This is a genomic window from Klebsiella sp. PK18, from assembly GCF_057784655.1.
Genome location: NZ_JBYNWC010000002.1, coordinates 13,586 through 36,831, shown reverse-complemented (window position 1 = coordinate 36,831; position 23,246 = coordinate 13,586). Strand labels below are relative to the sequence as shown.

General features: G+C 51.0%; 15 protein-coding genes and 2 pseudogenes. 3 read left to right on the top strand and 14 right to left on the bottom strand.

The features are described 5' to 3' along the window. Positions 1-12: 12 nt before the first annotated feature. The 14 genes and pseudogenes from AC3EMD_RS27610 to AC3EMD_RS27545 form a co-directional block, all read right to left on the bottom strand. Entirely contained in the window at positions 13-1,173 is a 1,161-nt protein-coding gene (locus AC3EMD_RS27610) for an aromatic amino acid transport family protein (RefSeq protein WP_302074216.1), read from the bottom strand. An 89-nt stretch (positions 1,174-1,262) separates the two neighbouring features. After that, positions 1,263-2,492, bottom strand: coding sequence for an 8-amino-7-oxononanoate synthase family protein (locus AC3EMD_RS27605; RefSeq protein WP_040107892.1), 1,230 nt, complete (start codon positions 2,490-2,492; stop codon positions 1,263-1,265). Then, entirely contained in the window at positions 2,465-3,604 is a 1,140-nt protein-coding gene (locus AC3EMD_RS27600; RefSeq protein WP_040107893.1) for an MFS transporter, read from the bottom strand. Before AC3EMD_RS27600 ends, AC3EMD_RS27605 begins: the two co-directional genes overlap by 28 nt. Before the next feature lie 40 nt (positions 3,605-3,644). Further along, positions 3,645-4,235, bottom strand: coding sequence for a hypothetical protein (locus AC3EMD_RS27595; protein WP_052251507.1), 591 nt, complete (start codon positions 4,233-4,235; stop codon positions 3,645-3,647). A 524-nt stretch (positions 4,236-4,759) separates the two neighbouring features. Next, entirely contained in the window at positions 4,760-6,265 is a 1,506-nt protein-coding gene (locus AC3EMD_RS27590) for a carbohydrate porin (RefSeq protein WP_063106367.1), read from the bottom strand. A 101-nt stretch (positions 6,266-6,366) separates the two neighbouring features. Continuing rightward, the gene (locus tag AC3EMD_RS27585; protein WP_063106368.1) at positions 6,367-7,758 is read right to left on the bottom strand and encodes a PTS transporter subunit EIIC; all 1,392 of its coding nucleotides are present in this window, start codon (positions 7,756-7,758) and stop codon (positions 6,367-6,369) included. Further along, on the bottom strand, positions 7,751-9,433 hold the full coding sequence (locus AC3EMD_RS27580) for an alpha-glucosidase (protein WP_040107895.1): 1,683 nt from the start codon (positions 9,431-9,433) through the stop codon (positions 7,751-7,753). The genes AC3EMD_RS27585 and AC3EMD_RS27580 overlap by 8 nt, the downstream gene beginning before the upstream one ends. A 47-nt stretch (positions 9,434-9,480) precedes the next feature. Next, on the bottom strand, positions 9,481-10,482 hold the full coding sequence (locus tag AC3EMD_RS27575; RefSeq protein ID WP_040107896.1) for a LacI family DNA-binding transcriptional regulator: 1,002 nt from the start codon (positions 10,480-10,482) through the stop codon (positions 9,481-9,483). A 683-nt stretch (positions 10,483-11,165) separates the two neighbouring features. Beyond that, positions 11,166-11,402, bottom strand: coding sequence for a hypothetical protein (locus AC3EMD_RS27570; protein WP_071599419.1), 237 nt, complete (start codon positions 11,400-11,402; stop codon positions 11,166-11,168). Next, positions 11,402-11,662: a hypothetical protein gene (locus AC3EMD_RS27565; protein WP_012968162.1), complete on the bottom strand. Its 261-nt coding sequence runs from the start codon at positions 11,660-11,662 to the stop codon at positions 11,402-11,404. The genes AC3EMD_RS27570 and AC3EMD_RS27565 overlap by 1 nt, the downstream gene beginning before the upstream one ends. Positions 11,663-11,852: 190 nt before the next feature. After that, positions 11,853-11,987, bottom strand: a pseudogene (locus AC3EMD_RS27560) (arsenical resistance protein ArsH); the annotation flags it as partial. A gap of 77 nt (positions 11,988-12,064) precedes the next feature. Beyond that, positions 12,065-12,470, bottom strand: a pseudogene (locus tag AC3EMD_RS27555) (H-NS family histone-like protein). A gap of 571 nt (positions 12,471-13,041) precedes the next feature. Further along, complete coding sequence (locus AC3EMD_RS27550) at positions 13,042-13,269, bottom strand: hypothetical protein (RefSeq protein ID WP_040107967.1); 228 nt, start codon at positions 13,267-13,269, stop codon at positions 13,042-13,044. Positions 13,270-13,537: 268 nt separating this feature from the next. Continuing rightward, entirely contained in the window at positions 13,538-13,756 is a 219-nt protein-coding gene (locus AC3EMD_RS27545) for a cold shock domain-containing protein (protein WP_023279058.1), read from the bottom strand. Between the two features lie 279 nt (positions 13,757-14,035). Between AC3EMD_RS27545 and cspF the strand changes: the two genes are divergently transcribed. The 3 genes from cspF (at position 14,036) to AC3EMD_RS27530 (ending at position 23,232) form a co-directional block, all read left to right on the top strand. After that, positions 14,036-14,248: a cold shock-like protein CspF gene (cspF, locus tag AC3EMD_RS27540; RefSeq protein WP_302074215.1), complete on the top strand. Its 213-nt coding sequence runs from the start codon at positions 14,036-14,038 to the stop codon at positions 14,246-14,248. A gap of 75 nt (positions 14,249-14,323) precedes the next feature. Continuing rightward, positions 14,324-14,494, top strand: a complete 171-nt coding sequence (locus AC3EMD_RS27535; protein WP_306463583.1) for a YnfU family zinc-binding protein — start codon at positions 14,324-14,326, stop codon at positions 14,492-14,494. Positions 14,495-14,649: 155 nt separating this feature from the next. Further along, complete coding sequence (locus tag AC3EMD_RS27530) at positions 14,650-23,232, top strand: glycoside hydrolase family 94 protein (protein ID WP_302074214.1); 8,583 nt, start codon at positions 14,650-14,652, stop codon at positions 23,230-23,232. Positions 23,233-23,246: the final 14 nt, after the last annotated feature.

The following is a 23,246-nucleotide window of genomic DNA, read 5'->3' as shown; positions in this document are numbered from 1 at the left end:
GACGAATTGTTATTAAAGAAAATCGTAAATCATCAATAGCCAGAGTATGACTCCGGTAACAATAATTATTTTCAGGAAGGGATTGTTTCCCGGAAAGTTATATACCGGAGGCAGAGTGGAACGCCTGGCTTTGATGAGTAAATAAGGGGGGAGTATAATACTCCATAATACCAGTGATATCCCTGCAAAGGACAAGGCAGACAAAAAACCTTGCGGAGCAATAATACAGGCCAGTGCAGGAGGGAAATAAGTCAGAAATATTGCCAGCGGGCGTGAGCACTGACAGTTAATTTTGTTCAGTGTATCTTCAAGATAATCACTTAAGCCGATTGAAGCCGACATCAGTGAAGCTAAAACGGCAATACACCCAAAGGCGACCAGTATCAGACTGGTAGCTGAGGCGGTCCTGTGGATATTGAGGGCCGTGATAAAGGCGCCCATATTCCCGCCTTCATCGCTGACATGCCGGATAGCCTGAGGCGTGAGCGCGCCCATCGTGAGCGTCAGCCAGAAGGCGTAGACAGTTAATGAAACGGCGAAACCGTAATAGAGAGAGCGGAGGACCGCACGATGATTATCCCCCCGGTACATTCTTGTCAGAGAGGGGACGCTGCCATGAAATCCAAAAGCGATAACGCAGACCGGTACGATCGGCAGGTAGTACTGGAGCGGCGTGCTGCCGGCGAAGTCGAGTAATCTGAGTGCTTTTACGCCTCCTGCGGCACCGGCGAACAGCAGGAGAAAAAGGGTGAATTTGGCGGCGATAAGGCCGGAGAGGAGAAAACCGGGCAATTTGCCGCCGGCCCACAGAATCAGCGAGGTCGTCAGCGACAGCAAAATGATCGGCAGCCAGCTGCGGCCAGCAATATCGGGAGGAAGGAGATCCCACACTATCGATGCTGCGCCTGATATGTACGCGTAGGTCAGTAAATAAAGTACGAAACAGAAAGCCACGCCGATGATTACGCTGGCAGCGGGTCCGAGCAGGGCATGGGTGAAGGTATGAAAACTGGCGCCAGGAGGAAAGCGCATCGTAATGTCGACGAGGATCAACCCTGTAGTCAGCATCAATATGCCTGTTACCGACAGGACCAGAAGGCCCTTTATAAACCACACGTTGACGAAAGCAACCGGCAACGCGAACATGCCTCCACCGATAATGGTCGCCACCATAAGAGACGTTCCCCGTAGCGGGAAATTTGTTCCTTTCATATGAGCGAATGTCCGTAAGCGGCCTGACGAAGCAGGCCGGCAGTAGCTATTTATTTTGTGGCTTCAGCCAGTGATTCACTGAAGTTTTTATGGAAGTCGTCGATTTGGCCGCTCTCATGAAGCGCAGACAATGCGCAACGCAGAATGGCGTGTCCTTCCTCAACGGTTGGATACATCGCCACTGTCGTGGCGAAGCCGCGATCGTGCAGTTTTTTGCACATCGTAATGGCGAGGTCTTCGTTACCTATCAGGATCCCCCGAATCGGCATTGTTGTGCCCCGGTTAACTATCTCGGTCCCGCCGAACACTTCGTCAAAATAACGAATGACGTTCTGTAGCTTCTCCTGACGGGCTGTGACGGTGCCGTCCAGGTGGAGATCGGCTGCGGCGACGCAGGCGGCAATCCCCGGTAATGACGGAGGTCCACCAAAGGCGTAGGTTGTACCGTAGGTTTTGATAAAGTTGATGGTCTCAGCTTCCCGACAGGCGATAAATCCGCCGTGTGAGCCAAAAGCTTTGGACAGCGACCCGGCGATAATAATACGCTCGTCAAGCTGATGGTTGAGGCATGACATGACATATCCCGAACCGTAATCTCCGTAGATAGAGGTGCCGTGTGCATCGTCAATATAGGCGAAGCCGTCATACTGATGCGCCAGGCGGACGATATGTGCAACAGGGGCGACACCACCCATTGAGCCTACGCTGTCTGATACCGAGATCGGTGTCAGTCCCTGGCTGGCCGCATAGCGAAAAGCCTCTTCAATCCGCGCCTTGTCCTGGAAATCAATTCTGACGACTTCGCCAAACTGCTGTAAGAGTCCACGGTTGATCTGCAACGTCGCGTGCGCGGTCTTCTCCATAATAAAGTACGGTTTTTTACTGAACGTAAAATGCGGCAGCGTCCCGGATGCCAGCAGCGGCAGCACCGCGATGTGGCAGGGAGTCACTGCGTTGAACGTGAGGGTATGAGCCCCGTGCATGATGTCGTTCAGACGCGCTTCCAGCTGCGGAAAGAGATCGACTTTAACCCGCGTTCTGGCGACAGAAACCTGCACACCAAAACGTTCAATGGCATCGACAACCGCTTTTTTCAGCGCCGGGTGTGTCTCCAGCCCAAGGTAAGAGCAAGAGACAAATTCCACCATTTTTCTGCCATCGTCGAGGGTAATGACCTTACCCTCTCTTTTTACTGCGACCAGTTCGTTAATATGCTCGGAAAATACCCTGGTCTGATATTTTAATGACCTGTCTATTTTCCTTTTTTGCCAGTTTTCCATTGTGTTACCTTCATTGTAGTGACTACCAGAAGAGATAAAATTGCCAGTGTTAACGTGCTCATGCCGAGGGTTCTGTCAAAACCCATACCGGTATCCGTCAGTTTTACAGCGAAATAGCTGATGGCACCGGCACTCACTGTTTGAATAAATCCGGTGACGGACGCCGCAATACCTGTTTTTTTGCCTTTGATTTGCAGGGCGATGAAATTCGCGCTCGGGTAATAGGCGCCAAGGGTGAGATTGAAAATCATCGATCCGGCGATGCACAATAGCAGCGAGTGGCTACCGATAATAAATGGCAAGACCGACAGTGCATTAATGCCAAACAAAAACCACGGATTAATGATTCGCTCGAATTTTGCGAGCTGATTACCAATAATAAAAAATAATACGGAAGCAGAGAACAGCAGCGAGTAGTGTATGGTGCTTAGCCCAAGCTGCTGCATAAAGATGGCCGGCGACAGTGAGATATAGCAAAATAGCGAACTCAGGATCAGCGAAACCAGCAGCGTTCCCTGAATAAATGCCGGGGTGATAAAACCGGACGAAGAGGATACTGTGGCCACGTCATGATGCTCGAGGCGACGCGGAGAGAGCAGAAGGGTGACGACGCTGAACAGGGCCATGACAAGGAATATCGTGTTCCAGCTCAGATAGCCGAGGATTGCGGCGCCAGCCAGCGGCGCAATGAGAGGGACGACTGCACTGGCGGAAGAAATATCGGAAAGCGCACGCTTGAGTGTTAACGGGGAAAACGTCTCTTTGGCGATGGCTTTGGACAGAACCGGCCCGGCGCCGGCACCCAGAGCCTGTAATGCCCTGCCGGCCAACAACATCACTAAGCTGTCGGACATAAAACAGAGGATACTTCCCGCCAGGAAGAGCAAAAAGCTGGCCGTAAGTATTCGTAATTTACCCAGCTTTTCGCCAAGAAATCCTGACAGTAACTGACTGGCCGCGTATATCACCAGAAAACCACTAATGGTTAACTGAATAGATGAATAATCGGTATTAAACGCTTTTTGTAACAGGGGAAGCGCTGGAACGATCATATCTGTAGCCAGTGCGGAAACCGATGCGGCGAGAATAAGATATAAGTATATCCTGTACATAATAAACTATTCCGTTGGTATTAGTTGAAACATGAAATTATTATTTATCAACAGGCCGCTGAGTTTTTGCGAATGAACAAGCACCGATTCCATTTAAAATAAAAAGCCAGCTCAGTAAATGACAGCGTTGCGAACCGGTAAGCAGAATATTCCGCAACAGAGAGCAATACACTGCCAGAACCATTGCCGATTTCATTATCGATATCTCTTGAAAGCTAAATCGGTTTAGCAACAAGCCCCGACTCAGGTTGCGATGAGAGAGGTATAGCAATTCACGTACAGTACGTGATTGCATTTCCCGGTTGTAACGCAGCGATGGCCGCATAAGGGAGATGAGACGATTGATAATAAGAACTATGAGGGAGATCGCAGCCATATAAATTGTTTTGCCTGGAGCAAAAATCGGCTGTAAATCAACAGAGTGGGACTGTACCTGTAGCGAGGAAATCAGCAGTTGGCGGAGCAACGGCGACTTAACATTGCAGATATGCCGTTGATACAGCATTACCACATTTGAAGCCCAACTCGCTTCTGTCATAAGAACCTGGTCCGCACCCTGAAAAAGAAGCTGGCTGAAGACATCATTCCTTCGCCAAATCAGGGCCGGTGATGTTAGTAACAGGTAAGGCATGCTAATTCCTTGCATCGCTTCGAACTGTACTAAATGGTAACGTTAATTTTTTTAATGTTTCAACTAATTTTTATATAAAGTTTAAAATTATATTTATAATCAGTTAATTAGTCATAATGCAATGATGCGGAAACAAAGCTCATCACCATGAATCTTACTGTACGGAAACGTATAATATGATTAATTTTTAGACATTGGCACTTCAGTACTGGTACCGGAAGCCGCCCGGGAGTGGATGAGACAGGATGTAAGTGTTACAAAACTAAACGCCGCCCTGGCGGCGTATTCACCACTGATGGTGAATCTACCTGACGCACATCTTAACTTAGCCCAGAGGAAGTGCGAGCATCACAACTTTGCAGTTACACTGTATGTCAAAGCTCAGTGAAAATGTCTAATCACTGGCTCGTTAGAAATGTCCTGATGTTGAAAAGTCCGCTTAGTGCCAGAAGCGGACATTATTGCCACGATCAACAGGGCTGATATCAGTTCATCAGCCCTGTTGATCGCCTAGCCTGTTAAACTCAGAACCAGGTTTCCAGTTGTGTACCGAACATCAGCGAACCGCTGCTGTGATAGCCTGTACTGCCGAAGGTATCGGTCGATGAATAGTTATCCAGATTTTTGTCCCAGCTCATCCAAGTGACGAAGAAGCGGATCTCCGGGCGTTCGAAGAAGTCGGTGACGTTCTGCATTTTAAAGGTCGGCGCAAAGGTCAGCTTGTAGAAGCTGCCGGATACCGGCTTATTGCCGTTAAAGCCCTTCGGATCGATGTCCATATACTGATAGCTGGCCTCGTACTGTAGGGCAAAGTTCTGATTAATCTCCTGGATCAGCCGTGAGTTGAGTGTCACCCAGTCATAGTGGTCGGATTCGATGTAGCGGCTGTTGCTGCTTTGCGCTACCAGTAGAGGGGCAATACTCAGCCTGTCTCTCAACCGGGTCATGCCGTAGCTGGCGAACTTCACTGTCCAGGCATTGTCGATCAGATAGCCATCCGATCCCGGCCCCCGCACTTCTGCCCCAAGCGCTTTACCGTACAGCAGCACGGTTTTGGTCGTACCTTCATTGAGGCCGTAGAAACTGTCGCCGTGCCACGCCAGCATGGTATTGAATCCGTGCGAGGCGGCGTTATCCTGTGCCAGACCGTCGTTGATCCGCTTATCATTTTCTCTGGAGTAGAGGCCGTTCAGCATCCACTGCAAGTTACCGACGCGGTTGTTCAGCGAGAAGGTGTAGCTCTGGATAAAAGTATTCTCCGCGCCGGTTATGTTGTTGTATTCAACATTCTCCATTGCATCTATATCGTTGAAATTACGCCCATATACAGCCAGGTTGGTTTTGACATCGCCGAAGAAATTCACATCGTAAATCCCCGCACCGGTACCTACCAGGTTCATCATATCCGAGTCCAGCCAGTGGATATCGAAGTTATCCCGGTCCTCACGCTTGCCCGCCCACAGCGTTGACCCGCTGAACGCCCCGGTGAAGGTGGGCAGATCGCTCATTTCCACAAACGCCTGGCGCAGATTCATCTGGCCGTTAAACGCGCTGTCGGTGTTATAGGTTTTGTCCCACTCGGCAATTTTCATGTAGTAGCGGAAGCTCGAGTCGTTGGCGTAATGGTGTTTATAGTCGAAGTCGGCGGTGACGTAGGTGTCGGCCTCGTTGCCCAGGCGACCAACGCTCCCGCCAGTGCTGCCCGCCGGCGTCAGTGATGGACCCACGGTGGTGGTGGTGCCCTTTTTTCCGCTCAGGATGCCGGTGCGGGCGTAGCCGCCAAATTTAATTTCGGTATCGTCATTAATAATATCGCTCTTGCTGTTTTTATTTTTTAATTCTGCATCGCTGGCTCTTTTCTCCGCTACGGCAATTTTATTTTCGGCCAATTTTAATTTATTTTGTGAAATCTTAAGTTCCGCCTCCACCTTTTCCAGCCTGGCGTTAATTTCTTCCAGTGTTAATTCCGCTGCATGCGCAGGTAAAGTACAGGCCAGGATACAGAAAGTTAGAAATGCTATTTTCATCATTAATACCTGAGAGTGCCCCTGCTCTGAACAGACATATTCAGGGCATACGGGCTGCTATTAATAAGGTGAAGAATGTTTTACAACATCAGTCTGTGATATATTTATCGTTTATTATTATCCACCCTGACCAACAGAAGGGTGCAGATAAAGGCGATGACGGCCACGGCCACGCCGACGGTGATATAGGCAATAAACTGATAGCGATCGTACAGATACATCAGCGGTGACAGCAGCACCGCCAGCCCGTAGGAGTTGGCCTTAATCGACAGCAGGGCTAGCACCATGCCTCCCAGCGCCGAGCTGCACAGCATCACGGCAATTGCCCGCATACCGGACTGCATGACGATACCGAACAGTGCAGGTTCCGAAACGCCCAGCAGCTGGGTAATGGTTGCCGAGATCCCGGCGGTCTTAAACGCCACGTTTTTCGACTTCAGGGAGATCGCCAGGCACACGGCAGCATTGGCGAAACCGTACATCGCGCAGACGGTAATCAGAGGGTTGAAGCCGGTACCGGCGATCAGCGAGGTCTCAATCATAATGAACATATGATGCATCCCGGTCATCACCGCAATTGGATAGATAAAGCCGATCAGCAGGCCGCCGATACCGGCAGGCAGCGCGAGGAACTGCTGGATAGCCATCACCGCATAGTGCTCAAAGCCGTGAACCAGCGGGCCGAGCACCAGCAGCGCAATTGCCACGGCGCAGAGGATCACCAGGAACGGGGTGAAGATCAGATCCATCGAGTTAGGCATAATCCGACGGAAAACCTTCTCCAGCTTCGCACCGATAATGCCGGTGATAAGCGCGGTCAGTATCGATCCCTGATAGCCGACCAGTGGAATAAAACCGAAGAGATAGATCGGCTGCGCATTGCCGTAAGCCACCGAATAGGCGTTAGGCAGGGCGGGGGAAACCAGCATCAACCCGATCAGAAAACCGATAATCGGCGTGCCGCCAAACTTCTTAAACGCCGACCAGCAGATAAACGCCGCCAGAAAAGCAAAGGCCGTATCGCAAAGCACAGTCATCAGGGTAGTCACCGACGCCGGCAGGGCGAGGGTGCTGGCGCCAAACCACGCTAGCACCGTATCGTTAAACAGCACGCCCTTCAGCCCAAGGAACAGGCCCGTTGCACCCAGCACTGGCACGATCGGCACAAACACATCCGAGAGATGGCGGATTCCCGCCTGCAGCGAGCTGCTGCCCTGGCGGCTCATTTCATCCTTGCTGACTTCGCTGATATTAAACGCCTGCATAAACTCGGAGTAAACCTTATTCACAATCCCGGTGCCGAGAATCACCTGATACTGTCCTGAGTTAAAAAATACGCCTTTCACTTCATCGACGTTTCTTATTTTCTCATCGTCTATGAGGCCGCGATCTTTTACCTGTAATCGCAGGCGGGTGGCACAGTGGGTGGCGGAAATAATATTTTCCCGGCCAATGATATTCACCAGCTCAACGGCAATGTTTTTATATTTATTCATGTTGGGTTGTTCCCTTGATAAGAATGCTTTGATAAGGCTTTAATGATGAACTGAGCTGCGGATAGTTATTAACGATAATATCGCCCTCCGGTATTTTATAATCAACTGCGTGGTGACTGAGGTTAGTGACAGACGTAAAGCATTCACTCGCCGTGCGGCGCTGATAGCTGATGATTTCCGGCGAGGCGGTTTCCAGCGGGATAAAATCGCCCCAGATCAGCGCATCGGAATATTTTTTGCGTAGGCGAATCAGCTGCTGGTAGAAGGCAAACACTGAATCCGCATCCTGCTGCTGTGCGGCGGCGTTAATCAACGCGTCCTCTGCCGACAGCGCCAGCCAGGGTTTCGCCCCCTGATTAAATCCGCTGTTCACCGTGTTGTCCCACGGGAACGGCGTGCGCGAGTTGTCACGCGAGCGGTGATTGACGAACGCCAGCGACTGCCGCTCGGAGAAGCCTTCCGCCAGCGCGCGATGGTAGTTATCAATGCTGGAAATATCGTCGAATTCGCTGATATTGCTGCGGCAGAAGTTCGTCATGCCCAGTTCCTGTCCCTGATAGATGTACGGCGTGCCGCGCAGGAAAAAGTACATTGCCGCCAGGCACTTGGCACCAGTCGCATTCTGGTAATCCGGGTGAACCAGTTTCGACAGCGCTCGCGGCTGGTCGTGATTCTCAATAAAGCTGGTACCCCAGCCGCACTGTGCAAAGGCGTTCTGGCTGTCGAACAGCGCCTCGCGGAACTCGGCCACCGTCCAGTCACGGCGGCGGAACCACTCCGAGCCGTTTTCCACATCAATATCCGCCGCGTGGAAGTCAAAAATCATATCGAAGTAGCCGTTCTCCCCGATAAACTGGCCGTACTCTGTATAGGGAACGCCCGGCGCTTCACCGACGGTGACGCAGGCATATTTATCAAAGGTGTTTTCCTTCAGCTCGTTCAGAAACACGTCAATGCCGGGGCGGTTGCGCGCCTTGCTTTTGATCGACCCCAGCCCGTCAACGCCGTCGACCGGCACGGAGGCGTAGTCGGCATCTTTCTTGATAAAGGTAATCGCATCCACGCGGAATCCGGCCACGCCTTTCTCCAGCCACCAGTTAATCATCCGGTAAATCGCCTCGCGCATCTGCGGATTTTCCCAGTTCAGGTCAGGCTGCTTTTTATGGAATACGTGCAGGTAATACGTATCTTCCCCCGGCACTTTTTCCCACGCGCTGCCGCCAAAAATCGAGCGCCAGTTATTCGGCGGCAGGCCGTTGACCGCCGGGCGGAACAGATAATAATCGCGATAGGGGGAATCCGCATCGGCCAGCGCCTGCTGGAACCACTGATGCTCATCGCTGGTGTGATTCACCACCAGATCGATCATTATTTTAATCCCCAGCGCTGCGGCTTTATCGATCAGCGTATCCACATCGCGCATCTCGCCGAACTCCGGGTTTACCGCGTAGTAATCGGCGATGTCATAGCCGTTATCGGCCATCGGCGACAGATAAAACGGCGAAATCCACAACATAGTCACGCCCAGCGACTGCAGGTAGGGCAGTTTTTCGATAATCCCCGGCAGATCGCCAATCCCGTCGTTATTACTGTCTTTAAAGCTCCTTGGATAGATTTGGTAAATCACGGATTCTTTCCACCAGGCGTTATCCTGGCCTGCTTGCTGCTTTAACATGTCCACCTCCGGGGTGTGGTATCGATACCACATTGTGATAAAAAAATTTACGCCGACTTTCTGAGCACCAGTTCCGCTTTCAGATCGTCACTGTTGTAGCGGTAGGGTTTACCGGTTATAAGGGCAATCAAATATTCCACTGAGAACTGACCCAGCTTGTCCACCGGCTGGTTCACCGTGGTAATCGGCACGCTGACCATTTCGGAAACCGGCAGGTTATCGAAGCCGACGACCGCGATATCCTGCGGCACCCGAATGTCATGGTTGGTCAGCCAAGTGACCAGGCCGCAGGCCACATCGTCACTGCCGGTAAACACCACGTCAGGCCGTGCGGAAGAGGGCAGCTCCGCCAGCTGTTCCGCCAGGCGGATGCCGTCTTTGTAGGTGTGCAGTCTGCGGAAAATCAGCTCGTTATCAACGGTTCTGCCAGCGGCTGTCATCGCCCTCAGGAAACCCCGGTTACGGCGCTCGCCATGGCCTTTTTGCAGGAAGTCTCCGCCGGTGCAGTAGGCGATTTTCTGGTAACCCTGTTCCAGCAGATAGCCCATCGCGTTAAACGTTGCCTCTTCATCATCCACCCGTACCACCGGCAGATCCGCGCCGTCGACGCGGGTGTTGCACAGCAGAATAGGGCCGTGCTGCTGATATTTTTCCAGCACCGCTTTATCGCTCTCCACCGAGCAGAGGATCAGGCCATCAATAATCTTTTTCTTGAGCAGATCGAGGCAGTTGGCTTCTTCCCCAACGCTGTCGTGGTTCTGCACGATCAGCACCGAATAGCCGTTTTTACGCGCCGTGACTTCCAGCGCATCCACCAGATTGGCGAAGAAGGGGTTGGTGATCCGCGATACCAGAATACCGATGCGGTGCGACTTCACCCCGCGCATCTGCTGGGCGGCGGTGCTTGGCTCATAGTCCAGCGCCTTCATCGCCGCGAGGATACGCACTTTCTTATCTTCGGAGATGTAAGGATGATTGTTCAGGAATCGCGAGACAGTGGTTACCGACAGTCCGGCGTGCTCTGCCACATCTTTAATGGTTGCAGTCATAATGTATGAAATCGATATCAGAATGCTGCTACGTTATTTTTCAGTGGAAATATTGTCAATCGGAGACTTTCAGAATTTGATCGCAATCACATGAAATCAATCAGAGGTTTCCAGATGACGGGCAGGGAGCTGGAATCTAGCTTATAAAAATCGTGAATCCCGTAGCTTTGAGATGCACCGGTATCCGGTTCCCTGGTCACTGGTTCAGTACAGAAGGCCTGGATTATCCAGATCCTTGTAGCCCTAGCAGAGGCTGAACGTAAGCGCATTCTGGAGGATATTCTTAAGGGGAAACTGAGCATTAAACCTTAATATAAACAATTAATTATCTCCTTAACGTACTTTTTGTTCCTTGGTCTTCAAACCCCAACACCTGGAACCCCCATCAAAAATCCAGATGTCTCCATGACACAAAGGCTTGATCCTTTATGCCAGAAAAAGTGACATCACTAAATGGGTTAAAAGTGACATCAGAATATTGGAGTTACAGTACATGTCAAAGCTCAGTGAAAATGTCTAATCACTGGCTCGTTAGAAATGTCCTGATGTTGAAAAGTCCGCTTAGTGCCAGGAGCGGACATTCATATCTGAGTACTGAGAGCCTTAAGCCGCTTTGCTAATGAAGACAGGCGATCTGCGTCCAGCACGCAATGCGACTTCCCCATCTCACTCAGCGCTGAAACTCACCAAAACCAACGTCGCCTGGGTTCTTGCCAGGCTCCCTGCCACAGGTCAAAACGTGTGAGTGGTTCAAGTTTTTTTAGAACTGCCGATTCACCCGCGGATGAGAGACTTCGCTCCGAAATGGAAATACCGAAAAGGCCTTCAGCGACCGGGAATATTTCACATTCTGGTGTCAGCGATCCCAATGCTTTTTCTATCTTGTTACGTTCTGCTTTGATAATTAACTGAAGTCCCATCAGCTCTTAAACTCCACCATGGCTATCTGCTCAAGTGCTTGCCTGATCTGGGCCTGAACCTGATCTGGGATGGATTGCCCTCTGATGTCATAGACGACCCGGCAAGTTTGAATGTGCGGTGGAAGCTGCGATAGCCCCCAGCTTATTCTGGCAATATTGTATGCAATACTGAGTTTTATCGATTCCGGTGATGCCAGAGCGTGGTTGGCCACAAGGAGAAATTCGCCGCGTTCTTCATTTATAAACTCTGGGGTAAACATTACGTATCCCTTTCATTGGCTTCGCCAACTTCTGGCAATTAAATGCCTTTTCATCTTAGCATGAATCCTGTTCGAGTCACGATGTCCGCTGTTCGCTCAAAGCGGACCTGACAACAAGCTGGTCGGTCCGCTCCGTACCAATAGTAGACGTTGTTAAGCTCATGCAGTATGGATTCACGAAGAACATACGTTATTTTTTGTCCTGATTGACTCGGAATGAAAGCTCCTGATGGCTCTCATTTCGCTCGCTGTAACGATCTGCAAGATAACCGGTTTGTCCCTTAAGCAGCACTGTGATTTTAAACAGCTCCTCGGCTACATCGACGGAAATAAATGTTTCTCGACTATTCTCTAAGGCAACTTGCGGCCTATAAAAAAGAACCGGGTATAACCCGGCTCTTTTTAACTGATTTCAAAATCTTTTAATTCCCCACCTTCAGCAATCAGCTTTGAGATCCGCTTCGGCATTCGCCCCTGACCTGACCATGTTTTTGACTCTCCAGTTTCGTCAGTATATCGATACTTCGCGGGGCGAGGGGAGCGCGTCTTTTTAACCTTACCCGGAGAGCCAATAGCAGCCATAAGTTCGGATGGGTCGATACCCTAATCAAACATCATCTGACGAAGTGTTTCCAGTTTATCGCGGCGCTGACTTTCATTTGCAATGACGTAATGTCTCTTCTTCTCGTCGTTCTATAAGAATAATTTTAAACTTTTCCAGAACATCTTCCAGTACATCTAATGACATTTCACGAATCTGGGAACGTAAGGTACGGATATTATTTAACTGTGTAAGAGCATCTGACATAAAGAGACCTTTTAACATTTTTTCGTTGTTCAGTAAATACCAATGTCGACGGTTGCTCATCAACCCGATTTTTATTAATGAGCATTTTAATCCGATTGGTACATATTGTTATTAACGAGGTTTAGACTACTGATATAAATCTCTTATCGCAAGACAAAATTAAGAGGAATGTGCAAGAAAAAAATCCCAACTCCTACGAAATGTACCTGCATTTTTGCGGGTACTAAAAACTATGATGCCAGGAGTCATCTAAAGAGCCTTTTATACACTCATAACTTGTTGTTTCAGTCATACCTGATGAGCTTTAAATCAGGAGAGACATTTAGTGAATTAGCGCCGCCACTTAGTAAGGTTTTTCACAAATGGCAAGATGGACGCAGGGGAGAGACACCTGCATTTTGTCAGAGGGTAGCGAATTACTCTCTCTTTATAGAGGTGTTTCTAAAAAAGTGTAATGTAAAAAAAGCCTGCTGTTAGCAGGCCATAAAAGTTTTTAACTCATTTTTTGTTCGATTCTGATAAATAGGGTAAGCGTGCAATTAAACGTGGATCAGAGAGCATGACAAAAATGCTATAAATATTTCCTGGCCGCATCAAGTATCTCCTGTGACGTTAACTCCCTGTCAGTAGCCACGTAAACAATACCATGATCGCCAGTTAAGGAAGGAAAACCTGCAGACATAATCTGAAGATGTGTTTCTTCACCGTTTGGATATTCCTGCCTGATAGAGGATATACCTTCCAGAACGGTTATGACTTTACAGGATTCAGCATTAAAGAAAACAAGGACTTTAATCATATTCTATTACCCTGTTCTCTCGTAGATATTAACTGGCAGATGCCATTAAGTTCAAAGCCATTACGCACTTCTTATTTAACTTGCGGTTAACTTGAGCTTTTAGACTTTTTATGCAGTAGTACTGCACTTCATCACATCGGTTAGCATACTCATAATTTTGAAAAATAGGCTGATTAGATATTAAGAATAAACGACTTTCATCTGATTTAAGTTATGGATCTGTCTACTCAGGAATAATCCTTCATCGTTGTCGCAGACCCACATATATTCATTTATCGCAAAGTATTACGTTTGTAGCAGCAGGCCCTTTTTCACCACTCTGCATGGCGAACTCAACTTTCTGTCCTTCAAATAAGGTATTGAAATTCTCACCATGGAGTGCGGAGAAATGGACGAAGACATCTTTGCTTCCGTCAAGAGGTGAAATAAAACCAAAACCTTTATCTTCGTTAAACCATTTTACCAAACCTTTAATTCTTGTGGACATACTGACTCCCATTAAACATAATAGCATTAATAGCAAACGTATAAGATTAAACGTATGGACTCAAAAGAGGAGATATCAACGATAGCGCCTGGTAATGAGAACTGCCCGGAAAGCTTCAAAATTTCATTCGTACATCGAACTGATGGGATTCATTAAGGCACATGGAATCGATATAAGCAAATTATCTTTTAGCCGTCCAGAGGTCCTGTAGGAAAAATAAAAATGGCTGAATGCCATTTTCAATGTATAGTCTTTACGTGTTTTCAGTAAGGAATTGACTTGTCCCATAAAATGACAGGAATTGTCAAAAGCTTTGACATTCTTAGTGGTAAAGGCCTCATCATCCCATCTGATGGCCGAAAAGACGTTCTGCTTCACATTTCAGCCGTTAACTTTCGCGAATCAGAATTACTCATCCCAGGAAGCCGCATAGAATTTTTCCGGATCAACGGTCTCAGGGGGCCTGTGGCTGCAAACATTTATCTTTCCTGATTTTCAGCGTGACAAAATAAACAGATCAAAACTTAACCACATGTGATACGGTGAAGTTCATTCATTGAAAGGTTAATGGTTATGTCTGTTATCAATTATGCAATGAAACTCTTCAGCAGTGCGTCTACTGCCACTGCTGCCTGTCCTGTTTGTGGCTTAAAATCAGTACAACCGTTGTCAAAAATCCGGCTCAACCAGACCATGCTTTGCCCCGGATGTAAGGCTCTGTTTATCTCCCGATGCTAGCTCGACCAAAACCGCAGAACAGAGCTCATGTCCTATACTTATGTTAGATTCCGGCAGCTGTTAAATCCCTGATGCCTGACGCACATCCTGAGAGAACGTTTCTGAACTGATTTCGCAACTGCTCCTGCGCGCTAACGTCGCATCAGAGCAATGCTATGAAAATGAACCCAAGAGCGTGGTTTAACCGCTCCCGTATTCCGATGAATGCTGCCGAAAACGTAACGTTTTCGGCGAACGATCCTGCCGGTGAAAGCTCGCCGCGGTCAGAACTCTTTTCGACCGTCCAGATGGAACGCTACGGCCAGAAGCTGGCGCGGACTCATAAAGTATCACCGGATAAGCACCCTTATTATCTTCTGAAACGACTTGGTGACAATGAAGCCGTCATTACCCAAAACTGCTATGAGCTTAACGCCGGTAAAAAGACCAGTATCATGCCCGCCGGTGAATGGTTGCTGGACAATTATTATCTGATTGAGGAACAAATCCGCACTGTCCGCCAGCATCTGCCGAAAAGCTTTGGCAAAGGTCTTCCGTCGCTGGTATCGCCGCTGAATTGCCCACGAATTTATCATATTGCATCAGAGGCCATTGCTCACGGCGATGGCCGCTGGGATGCCGCAAGCCTGACCAGCTATCTCACTGCCTATCAACAGGTGACACCGCTGACACTAGGTGAAATCTGGGCGTTACCGGGAATGCTGCGCCTTGCGCTGATTGAAAATCTTCGTCGTATCAGTATGGAAGTGATAAAAGCGCAGCAGGACAGAAACCTTGCTGATACGTGGATAACAAGGATTGTCGAATGCGCAGAGAGTGCGCCTGGTGATTTAATCATGGTGGTTGCCGATATGGCGCGCTCCCGACCTCCGTTAACCAGTGCGTTTGTCGCAGAGCTGGTGCGGCGCCTGCAGGGACATGGCAACGCGCTGTCGTTACCTCTGACCTGGGTTGATCAGTGCCTTCGGGAACAGGGGATCACCACTGACGTTCTCATACATAGTTTCAATCAGCAGCTTGCCGCCAGCCAGCTGTCCGTCAGTAACAGCATCGCGGGCCTGCGTTTATTGAGTGAAACGGACTGGGCTGATTTCGCCGAAACCATAAGCGTTGTCGAACAGGTATTACGCAATGATCCTGCCGGCATCTATCCCCGGATGCACTTCAATACCCGGGATCATTACCGGCACGTAGTTGAGGTTCTGGCCAGAGACAGTGGTCTCAGCGAGCCTGAGGTTGCTGACAGGGTGCTGGCGCTTTCAGAGGAAAAAGCGTCCGAGACACCGGAACATCATGTTGGTTATTATCTTGCGGGCGAAGGTCGACAGGCGCTGGATATTCATCTCCTGGCAGACGCCTCAGGGCTCATACGCTTGCGGCACAGTTTCAACAGAATAACCCTGCTGTCATGGCTTGGAAGCCTGGCGTTGCTGACAACCGCTGCGACCGCAGCAATATTGCGCGCAACCGCCATGCAGGGCGCAGACTGGCTATTGATCGCGGTGATATTACCTCTGATTATCGCATTAACTCAGTTAATGAGCGATTTGCTCAGTGATACAGCCACCCGTTTTCGCGTTCCTCGACCCTTGCCGGGGATGGATTTTTCAGCCGGTATTCCCGCTGACAGTGCCACCATGTTAGTCATTCCCTGCATGTTGACCAGCCACGAAAGTTTCAGCCAGCTCCTCACCAGTCTTGAAGTCTGCTGGTTGGGGAATGAAAACGAAAATCTCAGGTTCGCGCTGCTCACTGATTTTGCTGATTCTGAAAATGAACCCTCGCCGGAAAGTCACACGCTGCTAAGACAGGCTATCGCCGATACGCAGGCGCTTAATCGCCGCTACCCCTCCGGCCGACCACGTTTTTATCTGTTACATCGCCAGCCTGAATGGAACCCCTCGGAAGGAGCGTGGATGGGCTATGAACGCAAGCGGGGAAAACTGGCGTTACTGAACAGCTGGTTGCGCCATCCCGGAACGCAATTCGTCAGCGTTGCAGAGATGCCTGCCCACCTTTTACCGGGTCACATAAAATACGTCATTACCCTGGACAGCGATACGGTGCTCCCGCGCGATACGGCACACAAACTCGTCGCGACGATGGCGCATCCGCTGAATACGCCTGAGTATGATCCGGTACGCCAGAGGGTGGTCAAAGGATTCGGTATTTTACAGCCCGGTCTTGCGGAGGAGATACCACGTAACGGTCAGGGGCGTTACGCAGCCCTGCGCAGCAGCGTACCGGGCAATAACCCTTATTCGATGATGTCTTCGGATATTTATCAGGATCTCTTTGGGGAAGGCTCGTTTGTGGGCAAAGGGATTTACGATGTTGATATTTTTATGCAGGCCACTACCAACATCTGCCCGGAAAATCTGGTACTCAGCCACGATCTGCTTGAAGGATGCTATGCACGTTCGGGTCTGCTGAGCGAGGTGTTACTCTACGAACAGTACCCTAATAATTATCTGTCGGATGTTGCACGACGTTCACGCTGGATCCGGGGTGACTGGCAACTGCTTAACTGGCTAAAACCACGCGTCAGAAAAGCCGATGGAACCCGGGTCAGGAATCCGCTTACCGCGCTTTCTTACTGGAAATTACTCGATAATCTACGTCGCAGTCTGGTCGCCCCCTCCTTACTGATATTGCTGTTCTTCGCTCTGCTTTGGGTACCCAATCCGGTTTACTGGCTGGGCATACTGTTGCTGATATGGCTGTTGCCAGCCATCCTCTGCATTAGCCACGACCTTCTGCATAAACCTCTGCGTCGCCGCGTGAAGCCGCATCTGTTACTGGTGGGGGCGGGCGCGCTAAAGCGTCTGTCAGGTATCAGCCTTAATTTTGCGATACTGCCGCACGAAGCCGGATATTCGCTGAAAGCGATCGCCGTGACGCTATGGCGACTGGGGATAAGCAGGCGTCACCTCAGCCAGTGGGTCAGCCACAGCCAGGACAGCAGTCAGGCCAGACCCACTGTTGCACGTTTTTATCAGGCGATGTGGCTGAACGTTGCCGGTGGCGTGGCGCTGACAATACTGACAGGACAATTTGCCCCACAGCTGCTGGGGATTGCGTTACCGATCGGTTTGGTATGGTGTGTGGCACCGCTGCTGATGAGCTGGCTGAGTCGCCAGCCCGTGCGTAAGGTTTTTTCGCCTAATCAGGAACAAAAACAGCTGTTACGCCAGACAAGCCGTGAAATCTGGGCTTTTTTTGAAACATTTGCCACAGCAAAAGAGAACTGGCTTCCGCCTGATAATTATCAGGAAATACCACAACCGACGGTGGCACACCGAACTTCTCCTACCAATATTGGTCTTTCACTTATGGCTAACCTGACGGCATGGGACTTTGGCTACCTGCCTGGCGGAGAGGTGCTCCGGCGCGTGTCGCTCACGCTCGACACGATGGATAAAATGGAGCACTACCGGGGCCATCTCTACAACTGGTATGACACCCGTACGCTGGTCCCCCTCAGTCCACGCTATATCTCCAGCGTCGACAGCGGCAACATGGCCGGGCATTTATTGACCCTGCGTGCAGGCCTGTCCGCCATGCGTCATCAGCCTGTTTTAAGCAACCAACAGATACTGGCAGGACTGAACGATACGCTGGATATTCTGGAAAAACAGTGGGGTAAGAACCCACCTGACAGCCTGAGACTGCTGCGCAAGCATTGCCTGAACGCGGTGTCGCTCTCTCCGCAGGCGCTTTTCAGCGAACTGAAAAGCATGCGCACCCAGTGCAACCATCTGACCAGCGCATGTCATCAGGGATCTCCTCTTCAGATGCGCTGGGCTGGACATCTGGAGCATCAACTGGTTCAGCTTTGCCATGAGTGGTCTCTGTTGCTTGGCTGGTTGCCTGCATCCTGGAATGAACAGACGCTGCCGACGCTGAGTGAGCTTGCCCGTCCGACATTAACCGGTACAGGAACGCCTCCGGCGTCAGTGGCGGAGCAGGCCCGAATGCGACTCAATATTATCACCGAGCTGGAACAGCGGCTGGATGAGCATGCCCGGATGGATTTCGCCTTTCTGTACAGTGAAGCAACCAGTCTGCTCAGCGTCGGTTATAACTGTGACACCAATATGCCTGACAAGAGCCACTACGATCTCCTGCCGTCTGAAATCCGCCTGACCAGTTTTCTTGCCATTGCGACTAATCAGCTGCCTCTTAAAAGCTGGTACGCGCTGGGTCGATTGTTTACCACGATTGATAATGAAACTGCCCTGATGTCATGGAGCGGATCCATGTTTGAATATCTGATGCCGAATCTGGTGATGCCCACCTGGCCCGGCAGCCTGCTCGATGAAATGAGTCAGTCGGCGGTTATGCGCCAGATTCACTGGGGGAAAGAACGCGGGGTACCATGGGGTGTTTCAGAGTCTGGCTATCATGCTTTTGATGTTCAGCATAATTATCAGTATCAGGCATTTGGCGTACCGGGGCTCGGTCTGCGCAGGGGACTTGCCGATGACATGGTTGTTGCTCCTTACGCCACGCTGCTGGCGCTGATGGTTTCCCCACAGAGAGCCTGTGAGAACCTGTTCAGGCTGCAAAAAAATGGTGCACGCGGAGAATACGGTTTTTATGAAGCGCTGGACTATACCCCCTCACGTCTTGCAACCGGTCAGCTCTATGCGGTGGTACAGTCCTGGATGGCGCATCACCAGGGTATGGCATTTCAGGCGCTGGCTCATGTGCTGCTTGACGCCCCCATGACTGAACGCTTTATGTCCAGCACGGTATTCCGGTCAGCGAGTCTGCTGTTACAGGAGCGTGTGCCGGATGCGGTCGATCTGTACAGTCCGCGCCGTCATTTTGAATCTCATGAGGGCAGGGTCAAACCCGTTCGCTATGAACCCCGTATTTTCTATAGCGTGGATACCCCCTCCCCGGATATTCAACTGCTGTCCAACGGCCATTATCATCTGATGTTGACCGCGGGCGGCGGTGGTTACAGTCGCTGGAATGATATTGCACTAACGCGCTGGCGCAGTGATACCACCCGTGATAACTGGGGAGCATTCTGCTACATCCGCGATACCCAGACGGGAGTTGTGTGGAGCAATACCTGGCAACCAACAGGCTACACCAGCGGACAAGACGAGGAAGTGTTGTTCACCGATGCGGGGGCAGAATTCAGACGCAGCTTAGGGGGACTCAGCGTCAAAACTCAGGTGGTGATCTCTCCGGAGGATGATGTTGAATTGCGACGGCTCACACTGATTCATCGTGGTCGCAAGCCTCGCTCTCTGGAGCTGACAACCTATGCTGAAGTGGTACTGGCACCTGATGCCAGCGATCTGGCACACCCGGCATTCAGCAATTTGTTTATTCAGACTGAGCTGGCTCCTGAGCGTGACGCTATTCTTTGCCACCGGCGCCCGCGCTCACCGGATGAACCGGGCTCTTGCCTGTTTCACATGATGGTGGTGCACGGCGATAACCGACATAACGTGTCGTTTGAAACGGACAGGGCAAGGTTTATTGGACGTGGCAGAAACCCTGCGAATGCACAGGCAATAGAGACGGGAGGGATGCTAGGCAACACGTCGGGCTCGGTGCTGGATCCGATACTGGCAATTCGCAACGCCATCATTCTGCAGCCGGGGCAGCCGGTTACGATTGATATCATTTATGGCATCAGCGAGACCCGTCAGCAGAGCCTGGCGTTGCTGGAGAAATATCGCGATTACCCTATCGCCGATCGCGTCTTTGAACTGGCCTGGTCTCACAGTCTGGTGGTATTGCGCCAGATGAACGCCAGTGAAGATGATGCCACGTTGTTCAATAGTCTCGCCAGCGCTGTGCTTTACCCTGTCCAGGAGCTGCGCGCCGAAGGCCAGGCGATCGGCCGCAATCGGCGTGGCCAGTCCGGACTGTGGGGCTGGGCAATTTCAGGGGATCTGCCGATAGTGCTGCTGAGTATAACCAGCGAGGAAAGTATCACCTCAGTGACCACACTGATTCAGGCACACCGTTACTGGAGACAGAAAGGGCTGGATGTTGATTTGGTCATCCTGAATAACAGCCCCGGCGGCTACCAGCAGGGATTACAAAATCAGATTATGGAGTTAATTTATGCCGGGTCTGAAGCCAGTCTGCTGGATAAAAAGGGCGGGCTTTTTGTCCGGAACGGTGAGCATCTCTCCGCTGAGGATAAGTTGCTTTTGATGAGCGTGGCCTGTCTTTATCTTGATGACCGCGCAGGGGGGATTAATGAGCAGCTTAACCAGCGTATTCATACCCTGAAATCGCCGGCAAGGGCATTCATTCCGCGTGCTGTGCGCGAGCGTAATCAACATACGGACTGGAGCCCTGATACCAGTCAGTTATGCCATTTCAATGGGTACGGTGGATTTTCTCAGGATGGGCGGGAGTACCAGATCGTCCTTCGGGAAAATACGCTTACACCGGCTCCCTGGTCGAACATACTGGCAAATTCTCGTTTTGGATGTGTGATCTCAGAGGCAGGGCAGGCCTATACCTGGTATGAGAATGCCCATGAATACCGGTTGACGCCGTGGGAGAACGATCCGGTGAGCGATCGCAGCGGCGAGGCATTTTACCTGCGCGATGAAGAGAGCGGGGAGTGCTGGTCGCCGACGGCTTTACCTGTTCGCGGACACGGTGATTACCTGACCCGCCATGGTTTTGGCTACAGCGTTTTTGCCCATCGTGAGAGTGGTATAGACAGCGAGTTGACGGTCCTGGTTGCTGAAGAAGATCCGGTTAAACTGGTGCTCCTGACGCTCAGCAACTCTTCGGGACGGACACGTCAACTTTCCGTCACAGGCTATGTAGAGTGGACGCTCGGAGAAACACGAACGCGCTCAGCCCCTCACATTGTGACACATGTGGCCAGAACGCCCGGCGGCTGCGGGGTGCTTGCGAATAACTTTTATGGTGATAATGGTGGCGGCCGAACTGCATTTTTTGCCGTCAGCGGTAATGACTGTTCTCTGACAGGGGACCGCCGGGAGTTTATTGGCCGTAATGGTTCCCTTCACGCCCCTTCGGCCATGAAACTGCAAAAGCTTTCTGGTAAGACGGGGGCCGGTCTGGATCCCTGCGGAGCGGTGCAATCGGCGGTTACATTAATTGACGGGGACCAGAGGACGTTTATTTTTATCCTCGGCGCAGAGGAGAATGATGTTTGTGCTCAGGAGATGCTGGCCCGCTACATGAACGAGGATACGGTCCGCCAGGAGCTGAACCGGATTCATAATCACTGGCACAATGTTCTCGATAAAATCGTAGTTAACACCCCCGACACGTCCGTAAATTTACTGGTTAATGGCTGGCTGTTGTATCAGACGGTCGCCTGCCGTCTTATGGCCCGGAGTGGCTACTATCAGTCTGGCGGTGCATTTGGTTTTCGCGATCAGCTGCAGGATACGCTGGCTCTGAGCCACGCTGCTCCGGACCGGATGCGTGAACAGATAATACTCTGCGCATCACGGCAGTTTATCGAGGGGGATGTGCAGCACTGGTGGCACCCGCCCCACGGCAACGGTGTGCGTACCCGCTGTTCCGATGACTATCTTTGGCTGCCGCTTGCTGTTTGCCACTATGTTGAAACGACGGGGGATATGGATGCACTGGAAATACGCATTCCTTATCTGGAGGGACGCTCGCTTCAGCCTGGTGAAGAGTCTGTCTATGACACGCCGGTCATCAGCGGCACCGAAGAGACACTCTGGTTACACTGCGTCAAAGCTATTCACTATGGACTTCGCTTCGGGGAGCATGGCCTGCCGCTGATGGGTGCTGGTGACTGGAATGACGGGATGAACCGGGTGGGTATCGAAGGCAAAGGTGAAAGCGTCTGGCTGGGCTTCTTCCTGTACGACATTTTGCAGCGGTTTGCAGCGCTGGCGGAGCGCAGGCTGGATGAAAGCGTCGCCGCGATGTGCCGTTCACAGGCTCTGCGCCTGCAAAGTAATCTCGAAGCCCACGCCTGGGATGGGGAATGGTACCGGCGCGGGTATTTTGACGATGGTACTCCCCTGGGATCGAAAACCTCACAGGACTGCCGGATTGATGCGATTGCGCAGAGCTGGTCTGTATTGTCCGGCGCCGCGAGCCCGGGACGGTGCGCAAAGACCATGCAGGCGCTGGATAAGCACCTTGTGGATAACGAAGGAGGGCTGATCAAACTGTTAACGCCTCCTTTCGACGGACACGGTCCAAATCCGGGCTACATACAGGGGTACCTGCCAGGCGTGCGGGAAAACGGAGGGCAGTATACGCATGGCGCCATCTGGGCAGTGATGGCCTTTGCCAGAATGGGGAATGCCGGACGAGCCTGGCAACTCTGGTCAATGCTCAACCCTATAAATCATACCCTGAATGCGGACTCTGTCGGGATTTATAAAGCTGAGCCTTATGTCATGAGTGCTGATGTCTACAGCGTCGCTCCCCATACCGGACGTGCAGGGTGGAGCTGGTATACCGGTTCCGCAGGCTGGGCCTGGCGTTTACTTACCGAGGAATTACTGGGGATAAAACGTTCCGGCACTGAGTTTAGTGTTCATGCCCAGTTACCGGATGAGTGGTCGTCTTTTTCTATGGCATATCAATATGGTGAAAGCCATTATCAGATTAGTGTTTCACGCGGCGATGCAGAATATTGCGTGACACTGGATGGTGTTCTCCTCCCTGATGACAGAATACCGCTGAAGGATGATGGACAAAACCATACGGTTGAGATCATTCAGAACTGACACTGAGCCCGGAG

Bases quoted from the DNA above. Each gene is read 5' to 3' on its own strand.
- AC3EMD_RS27610 (WP_302074216.1), bottom strand. From the start codon at position 1,173: ATGGTGGCGACCATTATCGGTGGAGGCATGTTCGCGTTGCCGGTTGCT.
- AC3EMD_RS27605 (WP_040107892.1), bottom strand. From the start codon at position 2,492: ATGGAAAACTGGCAAAAAAGGAAAATAGACAGGTCATTAAAATATCAG.
- AC3EMD_RS27600 (WP_040107893.1), bottom strand. From the start codon at position 3,604: ATGTACAGGATATACTTATATCTTATTCTCGCCGCATCGGTTTCCGCA.
- AC3EMD_RS27595 (WP_052251507.1), bottom strand. From the start codon at position 4,235: ATGCCTTACCTGTTACTAACATCACCGGCCCTGATTTGGCGAAGGAAT.
- AC3EMD_RS27590 (WP_063106367.1), bottom strand. From the start codon at position 6,265: ATGATGAAAATAGCATTTCTAACTTTCTGTATCCTGGCCTGTACTTTA.
- AC3EMD_RS27585 (WP_063106368.1), bottom strand. From the start codon at position 7,758: ATGAATAAATATAAAAACATTGCCGTTGAGCTGGTGAATATCATTGGC.
- AC3EMD_RS27580 (WP_040107895.1), bottom strand. From the start codon at position 9,433: ATGTTAAAGCAGCAAGCAGGCCAGGATAACGCCTGGTGGAAAGAATCC.
- AC3EMD_RS27575 (WP_040107896.1), bottom strand. From the start codon at position 10,482: ATGACTGCAACCATTAAAGATGTGGCAGAGCACGCCGGACTGTCGGTA.
- AC3EMD_RS27570 (WP_071599419.1), bottom strand. From the start codon at position 11,402: ATGGGACTTCAGTTAATTATCAAAGCAGAACGTAACAAGATAGAAAAA.
- AC3EMD_RS27565 (WP_012968162.1), bottom strand. From the start codon at position 11,662: ATGTTTACCCCAGAGTTTATAAATGAAGAACGCGGCGAATTTCTCCTT.
- AC3EMD_RS27550 (WP_040107967.1), bottom strand. From the start codon at position 13,269: ATGATTAAAGTCCTTGTTTTCTTTAATGCTGAATCCTGTAAAGTCATA.
- AC3EMD_RS27545 (WP_023279058.1), bottom strand. From the start codon at position 13,756: ATGTCCACAAGAATTAAAGGTTTGGTAAAATGGTTTAACGAAGATAAA.
- AC3EMD_RS27535 (WP_306463583.1), top strand. From the start codon at position 14,324: ATGGTTATGTCTGTTATCAATTATGCAATGAAACTCTTCAGCAGTGCG.
- AC3EMD_RS27530 (WP_302074214.1), top strand. From the start codon at position 14,650: ATGAAAATGAACCCAAGAGCGTGGTTTAACCGCTCCCGTATTCCGATG.